The following is a 13,191-nucleotide window of genomic DNA, read 5'->3' as shown; positions in this document are numbered from 1 at the left end:
TACAATGAAATTAAAACTATTTTTTATACTAATAACATGTTGCTTTTTTTCGCAGGCAAGAGCGCAAGATCCAATTTTTACACAATATTTTTTAATTCCCGAAACGCTTAATCCAGGATTTTCGGGTTTTATGGAAACCACTTATGCCGGAATAATTCACCGCGAACAATGGCCGGATCTTGATCTGAGAATAGATACCGATTATGCATTTGTAAATACGTGGAGTGATGAAATTAACAGCGGTTTTGGAGTCAGTGTCTTAAACCAGAGGGAAAATGTAACCAATTATAATTTTTTTGAAATCAATGCCAATTATGCGTACAAAGTACGACTAAATGATTATTGGTTTTTTAGACCTGCTATAGAAGTAGGTTACGGAATAAAATCGTTTGCATTTCAGAATTTATTATTAGAAGATCAGATTAATATAGGAACGGGCGTTATAAATCCAAACTCAAACGACCCCATTTTATTAAACAGCAAAGTCAACTTTTTTGATGTTTCAGCGGGAATGGTTTTTAATACCGATGAAATCTGGATTGGTCTTTCGATGAAACATTTAAATAAACCAAACATTGCCTTTAGTTCACAAGGAAATCTGCCTTTAAATACTTTTTTCTCCCTAAGCGGTGGTTACGAATTTCTTATTGCAGATTATATAGATGCGGTATTCCTGCCGTATGAAACTAAGTTTTTTGTAACATCAAATTACATGCAGCAAGGTCGTTATAACCGATTTGATTTGGGAGCTTCTATACTATTCGAAAAAATATTTTTTGGTGCTACAGCCGTAACAAATCCTGCAAAAAACGGAATGAATGGCGATTTGCTAACCTCTGTAAACTTATTTACAGGATTGCAGTATGAAAACCTAAGATTAGGATTATCATACGATTTAAACACTACCAAAATTGGAAAAACGGGAGGGATTTATGAATTATCTCTAACGTATCAATTTAGCTTAGCTAAAAAATGTTTTGGCTGCCCAAACTACGAAGGCAAAAGATAAAAGAAAAAGACATTTTTACGCATAGCAAACCCGACAGATTTTTAAAACCTGTCGGGTTTAAACAACTGTTACGATATCAAGTCAACAATAAAATCTCTTTTTCAATATTGGCTCTAGCTTTTTCTTCAAACAAATCTCTAAAGCTTTTAGTTTGAAAAATAAATTCATGCTCCAAAAAATGTTTCAAGGCTTTTGCTCTTCCGGGTTTGTATAGAAAATCAGGATAAATTCGATATTCCTTTCTAATCTGTTCAAAATAAATTTGATATTCGTTCCAGTCTCGCGCCAGGATTTTCAAATCAAAATCAATTAACCAGTTAATATCTTCAATTTCATTATATTGATGAAGCTGTGTGGCGCAAATCATATCAAAAACCAATTTTGAATTGAGATTGGTTTCTTTTGGAAGAATCTTCACGGCATATTCAGCACTTTTCAGTTCATTATCTTTTTTACTGCTTTTATAAACGTAATCGTGATAAAAAATAGAAAATAAAACTTCGTTGGGAAATTTTAATTGATCAGCATAGATTTCAAAACATTCAACCATATCATTTATATGCGTCAGATTATGATAATACCTTGATTTATTGGAATATGCCTTTTTTAAATCTAACCAATTTTGCTCAATTTCACTTTCTCTGAAACCAATATTGGTCAATAATTCAGAATATATTTCTTTTAAATTCATGTTGTTTTTATTTAAATCTGATGAAAAGCTCCATCGGAGTTTAATATTTATAGCCAATTTTTATACGGTATAGTAGTTTAGCTCCAGCGGAGCGTAATATTTATAGCCAATTTATCCAGGATAGTAGTTTAGCTCCATCGGAGCGTAATATTTATAGTTTATTTAGGTATTCTACAAAAGCTCCATCGGAGCGATATTTTAGGTTTTTATTTTTATTAATAAAATAATCCCACCCCCATGGATTTTTTCAATAAATTCCTAAAAACTATAAATATGTTGTCCCTGTGTGACTTACGCTATTTTGATAAATAATCTTTACTCAAATATAAAATTCTTTTTTTACTGCGCAAAATAATTGCGTAGTGATATTGAAATCTTTGTTCAAGAAATAAAAACAAACGTTCATACAAATAAAAAAAAAGAATAAAACAGGTCAAGTTTGAGTTACTTCGAAAACACTTTCCAATGTACACACTTACACCATTACCTTTTTATTCAATTTAAATTGAGGCAGTAGCTCAGCGGTAGAGCAGGTAGTTTTGAAATTATCCTTCAAAGGTCAATCAAAACTTACTTCGTACACTTTTAATGTCCGGGTCGTGGGTTCGAATCCCATCTGCTTCACTATTAATGGTCAATTAAAACTTACTTCAGAACACGGCTAATTTCGGTTCGAATCCGAACACAGTTTTAAAATCATCATTAATAAAATGAGGGTCAAGATTAACTTACTTCTCGGCGGAAGCGCCACCAGATAAACTTAGTTAATCCATTACACTCAAATTTCAGGTCAAGTGTTTCTTACTTCAAAATCTTTTAGGTAGAAATCAGAAACGCAATTATCTAAATTTTAAAAATTAAAAAAAATGAAAACAAAAGAATTATTAAAAATCAGTTTGCGTCAAAATGCTATTTTCATTCCATCAGAAATGATTGCGAATGATATCAAAAATTTATCAGGAACAACATCGGTTTTATTGGCCAATGTTTCAAAACTTGGATTTACATTTTCTGAATCGTTATTACACGCTTTAAACAATGTAAACCCAAATTATAAAGTGGAGGTTTTAGAAGTGCTAAGAGAAGTTTTAGGAACCGATAAAAACTGGACGCCTTTGGTGAAAGAATGGAATATCCCAACGGGAGAATCTGTTTTGGATCATGTTGTGACGTATTTCTGGAATGTTTTAAATATAAAAAGAGGCACAACTTTGCAATGCGGACATATTATTCCGGATAATACTTTTCCTTTAGAAAGATACAACGGTTGTCCGTTTTGCGGAACTCCGTTTGAATTCGGTAAAATCGAAAACTTTGGTCAGGGAAGTAAATTAAAAGTATTGGATTTATGGTCAGAAAAAGAATTGCAAGATTTCTACAAATCATTATTGCAATCCAAAACCGCTCTGGACGCTACGCAAATAGATAGTTTAAAAACGGCTTTGAAATATTTGCCTTTGCCAAAAACAGATATCGCCATGAAGGAAACTTTGATGTTGGTAATCGATATTTTAATTGAAGAAAGTCAGGCCGAAAATGCATCTCAATACTTTAAATCGCCAATCGATATTTTAAGATATTTATGGTTTAAAAATACAGGTTTGTTGCAGATAATCGAGCCAAAAACAATCATAAAAAGAACGTCTAAAAACGCCCAACATTTTTATAATGTTTTGGATACAAGCGCGCAGGCAAAAATTGCATCAACAAAAGATTTGAAACTTAAATATTCAAGAAAAGAATGTTTGATGGTAGCAAACTGGTTGAACAATCTTGATATGGATGTTGAAATAATGTGCGAAATCATGCACCCAAAAAGAGGAATGTGGGTTCGTGTGATCAGAGCGTTGCGTTTGGCAGAATACAGCAAAAGAAAAGGCTTTGAAAAATTAGCTTTTTTAATGGATGTATTTTACAACCAGGTTTATGACGTTTGGCAAAGTAAAGTAAACACATCAAGATTAAAGTTTGATGCCGATAAAACATTTGCCTTATTAAAACAACGTCCGGGATTGTTTGCACGTTCTTTATTTTCGAATATGCTTTGGTTTGGTGCAGACGAAACGGTGGCACATTTTGAAGAAATTATAGATAAAGTTCCGGCCAGATTGGTGTTTACTTTGAATATGTATGCTCAAAATTATTTTGATAAAAACATGCAAAGAAGCGTGAAACCTTTGGGCGGAACAAATAAAAGAATTGCACCAAATGCTTTATTGAATTTGTACGACGAAGCACAATTAGAGGCGATGAAAAATCAAATCGAAGCGTTGTGTCTTTTAGCAATGAAAAAAAGATTTGCTGCAATCGCAAACCCAAATAAAACGATTTATATTGATCCGCAATTGTTTAATATGCCAGTTTCGATTGGTGATAGAAGCGAGACCGTTCAGGATTTGCCGGTTGCTTTGATGGGAACACGTTTCCCGATTGAAGGAAACGAAGTGCGATTGTTTATGCAATGGGGAAAAGATTTACAGGCACAGCATTTAGATATGGATTTAAGCTGTCATATCGCTTATGAAGATAAAGCCGATATCTGTTCTTTCAGCCGATTGGAAACTGTTGGTTGTAAACATAGCGGTGATATCAGACATATTCCGAATAAAATTGGAACGGCAGAATACATCAACATCAACATCGACGAATTGGCAAAAGCCAAAGCAAAATTTGTAACTTTTACCTGCAATGCGTACAGCAACGGAAGTATTACACCAAATTTGGTTGTGGGTTGGATGAACAGCAAATACCCAATGAAAATCTCTGAGAAAACCGGAGTTGCCTACGATCCGTCGTGTGTAGATCATCAGGTTCGCGTTACGCAAAATGTTGCCAAAGGTTTGGTTTTCGGAGTTTTGGATGTAGCCAAAAGAGAAATCGTTTGGTTAGAGATGACTTTCGGAGGACAAGTTGTTGGAGGTTTGGATTTTAAAGGAGTTCAGGCTTTATTGGCAAAATTGAGCAGTAAATTGAATATTGGTAGTTTGTTACAACTGAAAGCGGAAGCCCAGGGTTTAACAATCACCGAAGATCAAAACGCCGATGAGGTTTACGATGCAAAATGGGCGATAAATGCTGCGGCAGTTACGCAATTATTAATTGATTAAATTTAAACCATGGATTCTTGATTGAATTCGTGGTTTTTGAGTTCACTAATGAAGTAGATCTGATTTTTTAAAATTAAAACCAAAATATTTATGAAACTTGTTAAAGAAAAATATTTTCAAGCTATTGAGAAAGCTTTTAATAATGCTGAAGAATTAATTGAAGAAGCTGAAATTCTAGCAAAGCATAATAAGAATGCTCGAGCTTATACACTTTTTCAATTTTCTATTGAAGAAATAGGAAAAGCATTTTTAGCATTTCAATTTGTCTTAAATGGTAATATAGAAGATATTGAGGAGACAAGAAAGTTTTTTAAAGATTTTAGAAGTCATACCGTCAAAACTAAAACTTCTCAAGGTATCGATTTTATGTTTGCTTTACAAATTGAGAAAAGTTCCTATTCGAAAAAATTGATTGAAGAATTTATATTTGATAGAGTTGATGTTGCTGTTTCGAATGATTATAAAAATTATAGTCTCTATACTTCTTACAAAGATGGAGAATTTTATAAACCATCTGAAATTATTACTATCGATATGTTAGATAAGATTTCTAAAGATGCCAAATCTCGATTGCAAGTTGGAAAACCATTTATAAAACTTGGAATTGATAATTATGATATTCTTTTCGAAACTCGTGGCAGTTTAGATGAAGAAGAAGCATCTATTCAAACTCAAAAAAGGATAGATGAACTTCTAAATTCAAAATTTGATTAAAAAAAATTATCATTGAACTTTGAATAAATTTATCTACGCAAAAAAACTGCGCAGTATAGTTTGAATCTTTGAAAAATAAATAGATAGATATGAGCAATTCAGAATTTGAAATCCACCCTTTTGATCAAGCTTTCTACATTGAATCTTTATTAAAGAAAACACATACGATTTTAAATGATGTTAAATCTTTAAACAATTTTTGGAAGAAGAAGAATTATGATTGTAAAAATGATAATATGATTCTAGATTTATTTGAGAATATTATTCTTAATACAGGAGGAATTTCTCGTTTTTTTTGGCCTTCAAAGAATCACGGACATTATAAAATTAGAGCGGAAAAGCTACGTGAAGTTTATCACATTAATGATGCAAATGTTTTGAAAAATCGAGATATGCGAAATCATATTGAACATTTTGATGAGAAATTAGATGATTTTTTAAAAGAATTTTCTACATGGAAAGTAATGCGAAAATATGTGGGACCAATAACTTACGTAGATGATGGAAGAACATTTTTTAGAGCATATTTTTATGATAAGGATATTTTTAAGATGTTCAACGTGGAATATGAAATGGGACCGATTATAGATGAGATTAATCGAATTCATGAAATTTTATTACTACAACAAAAAAATGGCGGTCGATTTATATTAGAATAACGGCCAAGCAGTAAAAAACCTTTGCACCTATGAACCTCTGGACCTTTGTCCCTTAAAAAAGAAAAACATGAAAACACAAATAAACGGTACAGATATATTAGAATTAGGATTCCCGGAAGGAAAAATAATTGGAATCGCATTAAAAATAAACAGCAAAAGACACGGCTTGAAGCGTGATGAAATGATAACCAATTTCAAAAACGTTCTTGAAGCTCCTGAAAATTATATAGACGATGCTATTTTTAGCAAACTAGCCATTGCCCTAATCGAAAAAGTAAATGAAAAACCGGAAGATTTCATCGCTTTAAACCAAAACCCGAATGCATATGCTTCTTACGGAGCAGAACATATCGAAGACGGCGCGAGAAAGCAAATGGAAGTAGCAATGCAATTGCCCGTTACCGTTGCAGGAGCTTTAATGCCAGACGCACACCAAGGTTACGGATTGCCGATTGGCGGAGTTTTAGCGACTAAAAACGCCATTATTCCGTATGGTGTTGGAGTTGATATTGGGTGTAGAATGGCGTTATCGGTTTATGATATTGCGGAGGATTTTTACTTTGAAAACGAAGCCAAATTCAAAAAAGAATTAATTGCCAATTCCATTTTTGGAGCGGGTCACGGTTTTCACGGACAATACAAATCAGATCACGCGGTTTTAGAAAACGATGCTTTTAATATGACTCCGTTTGTGAAGAATTTAAAAGATAAAGCCTGGTCGCAATTGGGTTCTTCGGGTGGTGGAAATCACTTTGTCGAATTCGGAATCATGGAATTTGCCAAAGACGATGCGGTTTTAAATATTCCAAAAGGAAAATATGTCGCTTTGTTAACGCATTCCGGTTCACGCGGAATGGGCGCCACAATTGCGGGACATTACACGAAAATGGCCAAAGACGTTTGTAAACTTCCGGAAGTCGCTAAAAATTTAGCCTATTTGGATATGAACTCACAATTGGGACAGGAATATTGGATGGCGATGAATTTGGCGGGAGATTACGCATCGGCTTGTCACGAGATTATCCATAACAAAATGGAACGCGCTTTGGGTGCGACAATTTTAGCCAAAGTCGAAAACCACCATAATTTTGCCTGGAAAGAAATCTGGAACGGCGAAGAAGTAATCGTACATAGAAAAGGAGCAACTCCGGCCGGAAAAGGCGTGATGGGAATCATTCCGGGAAGTATGACCGCACCGGGATTTTTGGTGAGAGGAAAAGGTGAGGAGAACGCTATAAATTCGGCTTCGCACGGAGCAGGAAGACAAATGAGTCGAACACAAGCCATAAAAAACATCACGAAAAACGAGATGAAATCGATTCTGCAACATCACGGCGTTACGCTTATCGGAGCAGGTCTGGACGAAGCCCCAATGGCCTACAAAGATATCAATCAGGTGATGGAAGCGCAACAGGATTTGGTTGACGTTGTAGCAAAGTTCACCCCAAAATTAGTGAGAATGGCGGATGACGGGAGTAGAGAAGACTAAAAAGAGATGCAAGAAGAAAGAAGCAAGAGAATAGAGTAAAGAGAATAGAGTAAAGAGAATAGATGCAAGAAACAAGAGAATAGAGTAAAGAAAATAGACTTTAGAACTAAGTTTTGTAGAGTCTTTTTTTCTTTCATCTTTGCTCTTTTCTCTCTCTTAAAACAAAAAACATAAAGACTAAAAGAGCTAAAACCTTAGAACCTTAGCCTCTCAGAATCTTAGAACCTTAAAAATATGAAAACATACATAGACATAGGAATTAATTTAACGAATAAACAATTCCAAAACGACATAGACGATGTCGTACAAAACGCTTTAGATGCCGACGTATCGCAAATGATACTAACCGGAACAAGTGTAAGAAACAGTGAAGAATCATCGCGTATAGCAAAAGAATATCCCGGAATATTATATTCTACAGCCGGAATTCACCCGCATGATGCGAAAAGTTTTGATGCGCAAAGCATTTCGAAACTGCGAAATTTACTAAAACAAAAACACGTAGTTTCGGTAGGCGAGTGCGGACTTGATTTTGATCGTGACTTTTCGCCCAGAAATATTCAGGAAACGTGTTACAAAGCCCAATTAGAATTGGCGATTGAAGTTCAGAAACCTTTGTTTTTGCACGAAAGAGCCGCTTTTACCAAGTTTATGGACATTACAAAAGACTATTTGCCACAATTGCCAAAAGCCGTTGTGCATTGTTTTACCGGAACTTTGACCGAAGCCAAAACCTATCTCGATAACGGATTCTATCTTGGTTTTACCGGAGCAATATCCGACAGTAAACGTTTCAATCATTTAAAAGAAGTGATTCAGTACGTTCCGCTTGACCGAATGATGATCGAAACCGATGCGCCATTCATGCTCCCAAAAAATACTCCAAACAATCTCCTGAAAAAATACCACGAACGCCGTTGCGAACCTGCTTTTCTGCCTTTTGTTGCGGGAACTGTGGCGCAGTTTAAAGGAGTTTCGGGGATTGTGGTTGCGGAGGAAACTACGAAGAATGCTAAGGAGTTTTTTGGGATTTAAGGTTTTTGCCACGAAGACACAAAGGCACAAACTAAAAAAAACTTTGCGTCCTAGCGCCTTAGCGGCAAAAAAAGTTGGCTTTTAAATCAGGTGTTTTTACTTGGTTTAAAGCTTTTTTGTTTATTTACATTTGAAAACAATCATGAAAGAAAAAATACTAGAAAAATTAAAAGAAATAGAGAACAGTAAAAATGTAGAAATACTTTTTGCTGTAGAATCAGGAAGTCGTGCTTGGGGATTTGCTTCTCCGGATAGCGATTATGATATTCGTTTTATATACAAACATAAACCAGAGTATTATTTATCGCTTTGGGAAAAACCAGACGTAATCGAATTCATGACCGAAGACGATCTTGACGGTTCCGGTTGGGACTTACGGAAAACCGTAAAGTTATTAGCAAAATCTAACGCACCTTTAATCGAGTGGTTGTTTTCGCCAATAGTATATTTTAAGAATGATGATTTTGCAAAGCAAATGCAGGACTTAGCCGTAGCATGTTTCTCGCCAATAGCGGTTTTACATCACTATTTAGGAACAACAAAAAATTTTATGGATGTCTGCGAAATGGATGAAGTAAAACTAAAAAGTTATTTCTACGCCTTACGAACCGCATTAGCCGGAAAATGGATTATAGAAAACAATACTTTTCCGCCTGTTGCTTTTGCTGATTTATTGCCAATTGCACCGCAAAATATACAAGAGAAAATAGTAGAATTACTAAATATAAAAGCTAATCAAGAGGAAACGTATTTACACCCAAAAGAAGTTTTAATAACTGATTTTTTGTTGGAAACAGTACAATTTAATCAGGAAAATGCGAGTAAGTTGGGAAGCGGGAAGAAGTTGAGTGAGGAGTTGGATTTGTTTTTTTTTAACGTGATAAAATAAAATTATGAAACAATTAAAACAGTTAGAAAATTTATTCAAACATATATTTCAAACTAGAGAAACTTTAATTGATTCTCTTGATTTAAAAAAATATTCTGAATTAGAAAAAAATGGGATAATTAAAGACAATACTGATGGTAAATATAAAGTTGATTTATATTCAAAAGACATATATGATTATTTGAAAAAGCTAATTACTTCAAAATTAAATATTAACTTATCTAATGAAATCTCTGAATCTTTTAAAACTATTAATAAACTTGAAGAACTTATAAAAAACGAAAATAAATATGGTAATATAATAAATGCTTACTCTGAAATATTTAATGCGTTTAAAGTTAATTATTTAGTAGAATTAGACAGAGAAGGAATAAATATTATCTCTTATTATAATGAACTCAAAAAGCAAACAAATGTTATTTATGAGTTAAGAAATTTCAATGACTTATTTTTTAAATTTCTTGTTTTAAAAGGTATTGAAATAGAACAAATTACTGAATTTTTAGAAACAAATAATGATGAAAACAGTAGGTATTATTTAAATAATTATCTTCATCTAATTGTTGAAAAACATGAAGAGTTTTCAATTCGTTTGATACAAAACATTATAGATAAATACCAAGAAGAAACATCCCATTATTTAGTAATTCTAATTACTTCGATGATTAATAAAGGTAAAATAGAATATTTAGAAAAACTAAAAGAAAGATTAATAAATAACACAAAAGAAATACTATGGGCTTATTCATTATTAAATCTAAACTCTCAATTGGTTTATGATGAACTATTTGAAATCTTACTAAAAGATAATGATACTGAATATTTATTCCATAAAACGAGAATTATTGAAAGTTTAATGAACTCTCAATTTATTACTTCTGCAGATTCTGAAACGCTTTCAAACAAATTATTTGAGTTTTTTGAAAATTCTGATGATAATGAAATAAATAGCTATTTCAATACAATTACATATGGTTTTGAAAAGTTTGAAGAACTAAAATACGAACTGTTACACGCTTACTTAAACCGAACAAAAAATTTCAAAGCAATAAGTTCATATTTTTATAATTTTAAAGAACCTAAATACTTATTTCACTTGATTGCTGTTATTTATAATAGTGGCTGGAATAGAAACTATATTAGTATTTTTGAGCAACCATTATCACATTTTTGGTCAACTTCAAGAGAAAAAACAGAAGATTTTATTATATCATTAATATCGACCAAAAAAAAAACAGGATTATTACCTATTGAAATAATAATGACTGGAAGAGAAAATCCAATGCAAATTGATTTATTAAAACTTAAAGACGAAGAAGACCAAGTTCTAGCAATAGCAATGATTTGCAATTATCCACATTCTTTTGATAAACTGTTACCGATATTAATTAGACTAAAAGATTCAAAATTTCCCAAAGTATTTGAGAACCTTCAAATGCAGTTAAGTATATTAGTTTGTGAATGTTACAACGAAATTTTAATTGAATGGTTGGAAAACTTAATCCCTAAGTCAGGAAAAAAAATATCTTTCTTGAGACCTATAAAACAATCTCTTGAATTATATAAAGAGATTAAAGAGTTAAAACACAAGAATAATGACTTAAATCCATATTACAATGAAAAGTCTTATATAGATTTTTATTATAAATTAGAAAATGAGAATAATGCTAAAATGATGGAAAGCGTAAGAAATAATCCTTCTGGACTTTCAAGCTTATTCAAAAATACTTCAATTATTAGAGGTAACAGTTGGAAATTTGAACATGAGGATAATGTAATGCCATTAGGGAAAGTTGAAACTCAAATGTATATAGATACTAGAGTATATAAAAATCCAGAATTATACGAATATCAACTTGAAAGATTTAATAAATAATGAATATTAAACCAACAATAATAAAGGAATATTTACAATCTTTAAAAGAAGATAATGAATTAGATGTAATCTTTACAATTCTACTTCAAACACTAGAATATGAAATACTATCTACCCCAAAAGAATATAAAGGATTTTCACAATACGGTAAAGATATTGTTGCGGTAAAAATTGATCCAAAAGATGGTATTAAAAAGCGTTTCTATTTTGAATTAAAAGCAGGTGATATTGACTCTCAAAAATGGAATATGCCAGATAATGGGGTACGGGATACTCTTAGAATGACTATAGATGCCGATTTTAAAACTACTTACAAAGATTTTGATAAATTACCTATTAAAGTTGTATTAGTTTTCAATGGCATGGTTAGTGAGAAAATTAGAACCTCGCTCAATGGTTTTTCACAAAAAGAGTTTATTGAGAAGGGAATTGAGTTTGAAGAATGGAATATCTTTGATTTAGCGAAATTATTATCTGAAGAAATATTCAACAAATATCTTTTAATCAATGATGAAAACATAAGGCTATATAATAGGGTTTTAGTAAATCTTAATGCAAATGAAAATGTATCAAAAGACTTTGACGATTTATTAGATAATTTATTATTCAAAAATTCATTTTCTAAAAATAAAAGTAAGCTTAACCGAAAACAAAAGCTTATATTTCAATCTGTTAACTTAATAGCTTATATAATTTATACAGAATCAAAAAATTATAATAATTTATCAATAGCAAAAAAATATCTTACTCATTTAATCTTAAAATATTGGTTTTGGATTTTAAAAAACAAATTAGAAACAAATAAAGAAATTTTAAATTTATTCAATCAGTTTTACAGTTTCTATAATTCCACTATTGAAGAATATTTAGAAAGAAATATAAACCTCTTAGAGTTGAAAGATGGATTACATTATGAAAATGGTGGCAGATATGAGCAGATAGGTTATACGGTTAGAAGTTATGATTTTAATGTTATGCTAAATTGTTATATTATCTCATCTAAAGATAGAATTCAAAAAGACCAGTATAAAGGCTACATCGATAGAATTAACAACACCTTACAAAATATAAATGTTCTGTCAAGACCTTTACTCGATATTCACTCAATCCCAATAATTGATAATATTAATCTATTAATTTATTTTGGTGATATTGAATCAGCAAAGCAATACCTACTGAATATATTAGGTTATTTAAAGTTTCTTAAAAAGAAATATAACAAATTTCCTGATGCAGCTAACAACATTGAAAGTGTTATAAAATATACAGTTACCAGTGTAAAACCTGTTCATTATATTGATTCTGTTTCACCATTATTAGCAGTGATAATGGAATATATTGCAATTTTAGATTTAGAGGAAACATATTATGATACAAGAAAATTTATTGTTGAAAACGATATTACTTTGGGTTTATTTATCCCGCATCATAGTATTAATTCAAATTCAAAACATCTAATTGAAGACACCGAAAATGATTTAGAAGAACAATTATTTTCAAGGTCAGTTAATGATGGCTATCAGATTGAAACAAGTATGTTTTCAGAATTTGACAAAGAATTATTATTTGAAGATTTTAAAAAGAAACTTTCAAAAAGAAAGGAAGAATTTCAGTTTGAATATAGGACTGACAGATGTGGATTTTCTGCACTAAGAACTATTGCACACTATTATTATAAAACACCATATTTTCCTGATCATTGGCGTAATCATGTAAATTAAT

General features: G+C 31.8%; 10 protein-coding genes and 1 tRNA gene. 10 read left to right on the top strand and 1 reads right to left on the bottom strand.

Annotated features, from left to right (window positions below; all coding sequences use genetic code 11):
• The first annotated feature begins 4 nt into the window (after positions 1 to 4).
• Complete coding sequence (locus BUE22_RS12175; protein WP_042563099.1) at positions 5 to 1,009, top strand: PorP/SprF family type IX secretion system membrane protein; 1,005 nt, start codon at positions 5 to 7, stop codon at positions 1,007 to 1,009.
• A 76-nt stretch (positions 1,010 to 1,085) separates the two neighbouring features.
• Here the strand turns inward: BUE22_RS12175 and BUE22_RS12170 are convergent, their stop codons facing one another.
• Complete coding sequence (locus BUE22_RS12170) at positions 1,086 to 1,700, bottom strand: HD domain-containing protein (RefSeq protein WP_073395269.1); 615 nt, start codon at positions 1,698 to 1,700, stop codon at positions 1,086 to 1,088.
• 507 nt (positions 1,701 to 2,207) lie between these two features.
• On the opposite strand from BUE22_RS12170, the gene BUE22_RS23725 reads away from it, so the two are divergent.
• From BUE22_RS23725 to BUE22_RS12130, 9 genes are all read left to right on the top strand, one after another.
• Positions 2,208 to 2,324: transfer RNA gene (locus tag BUE22_RS23725), tRNA-OTHER, on the top strand.
• Positions 2,325 to 2,566: 242 nt separating this feature from the next.
• Complete coding sequence (locus BUE22_RS12165; RefSeq protein WP_073395268.1) at positions 2,567 to 4,807, top strand: hypothetical protein; 2,241 nt, start codon at positions 2,567 to 2,569, stop codon at positions 4,805 to 4,807.
• Positions 4,808 to 4,897: 90 nt separating this feature from the next.
• Entirely contained in the window at positions 4,898 to 5,521 is a 624-nt protein-coding gene (locus tag BUE22_RS12160; protein WP_073395267.1) for an AbiV family abortive infection protein, read from the top strand.
• Between the two features lie 89 nt (positions 5,522 to 5,610).
• Positions 5,611 to 6,180 carry a hypothetical protein gene (locus BUE22_RS12155; RefSeq protein WP_073395266.1) on the top strand — a complete coding sequence of 190 codons (570 nt, stop codon included), beginning with the start codon at positions 5,611 to 5,613 and terminating at the stop codon, positions 6,178 to 6,180.
• Positions 6,181 to 6,247: 67 nt separating this feature from the next.
• Positions 6,248 to 7,669, top strand: a complete 1,422-nt coding sequence (locus tag BUE22_RS12150; RefSeq protein WP_073395265.1) for an RtcB family protein — start codon at positions 6,248 to 6,250, stop codon at positions 7,667 to 7,669.
• A 234-nt stretch (positions 7,670 to 7,903) separates the two neighbouring features.
• On the top strand, positions 7,904 to 8,704 hold the full coding sequence (locus BUE22_RS12145; protein WP_073395264.1) for a TatD family hydrolase: 801 nt from the start codon (positions 7,904 to 7,906) through the stop codon (positions 8,702 to 8,704).
• Positions 8,705 to 8,846: 142 nt separating this feature from the next.
• Complete coding sequence (locus BUE22_RS12140; RefSeq protein ID WP_073395263.1) at positions 8,847 to 9,593, top strand: nucleotidyltransferase domain-containing protein; 747 nt, start codon at positions 8,847 to 8,849, stop codon at positions 9,591 to 9,593.
• 4 nt (positions 9,594 to 9,597) lie between these two features.
• The gene (locus BUE22_RS12135) at positions 9,598 to 11,469 is read left to right on the top strand and encodes a hypothetical protein (RefSeq protein ID WP_073395262.1); all 1,872 of its coding nucleotides are present in this window, start codon (positions 9,598 to 9,600) and stop codon (positions 11,467 to 11,469) included.
• Positions 11,469 to 13,190 (top strand): hypothetical protein, encoded by a 1,722-nt coding sequence (locus BUE22_RS12130; RefSeq protein WP_073395261.1) that lies wholly within the window; start codon positions 11,469 to 11,471, stop codon positions 13,188 to 13,190. Before BUE22_RS12135 ends, BUE22_RS12130 begins: the two co-directional genes overlap by 1 nt.
• The last annotated feature ends 1 nt before the right edge of the window (position 13,191 follow it).

This window comes from Flavobacterium pectinovorum (assembly GCF_900142715.1).
Lineage (GTDB): Bacteria > Bacteroidota > Bacteroidia > Flavobacteriales > Flavobacteriaceae > Flavobacterium > Flavobacterium pectinovorum.
The sequence above is the reverse complement of the archived record's forward strand: the minus strand, read 5'-3'. Positions and strand labels throughout refer to the sequence as shown.

What these genes read in the sequence shown, in the direction of transcription:
- BUE22_RS12175 (WP_042563099.1), top strand. Translation starts at nt 5, where the DNA reads ATGAAATTAAAACTATTTTTTATACTAATAACATGTTGCTTTTTTTCG.
- BUE22_RS12170 (WP_073395269.1), bottom strand. Translation starts at nt 1,700, where the DNA reads ATGAATTTAAAAGAAATATATTCTGAATTATTGACCAATATTGGTTTC.
- BUE22_RS12165 (WP_073395268.1), top strand. Translation starts at nt 2,567, where the DNA reads ATGAAAACAAAAGAATTATTAAAAATCAGTTTGCGTCAAAATGCTATT.
- BUE22_RS12160 (WP_073395267.1), top strand. Translation starts at nt 4,898, where the DNA reads ATGAAACTTGTTAAAGAAAAATATTTTCAAGCTATTGAGAAAGCTTTT.
- BUE22_RS12155 (WP_073395266.1), top strand. Translation starts at nt 5,611, where the DNA reads ATGAGCAATTCAGAATTTGAAATCCACCCTTTTGATCAAGCTTTCTAC.
- BUE22_RS12150 (WP_073395265.1), top strand. Translation starts at nt 6,248, where the DNA reads ATGAAAACACAAATAAACGGTACAGATATATTAGAATTAGGATTCCCG.
- BUE22_RS12145 (WP_073395264.1), top strand. Translation starts at nt 7,904, where the DNA reads ATGAAAACATACATAGACATAGGAATTAATTTAACGAATAAACAATTC.
- BUE22_RS12140 (WP_073395263.1), top strand. Translation starts at nt 8,847, where the DNA reads ATGAAAGAAAAAATACTAGAAAAATTAAAAGAAATAGAGAACAGTAAA.
- BUE22_RS12135 (WP_073395262.1), top strand. Translation starts at nt 9,598, where the DNA reads ATGAAACAATTAAAACAGTTAGAAAATTTATTCAAACATATATTTCAA.
- BUE22_RS12130 (WP_073395261.1), top strand. Translation starts at nt 11,469, where the DNA reads ATGAATATTAAACCAACAATAATAAAGGAATATTTACAATCTTTAAAA.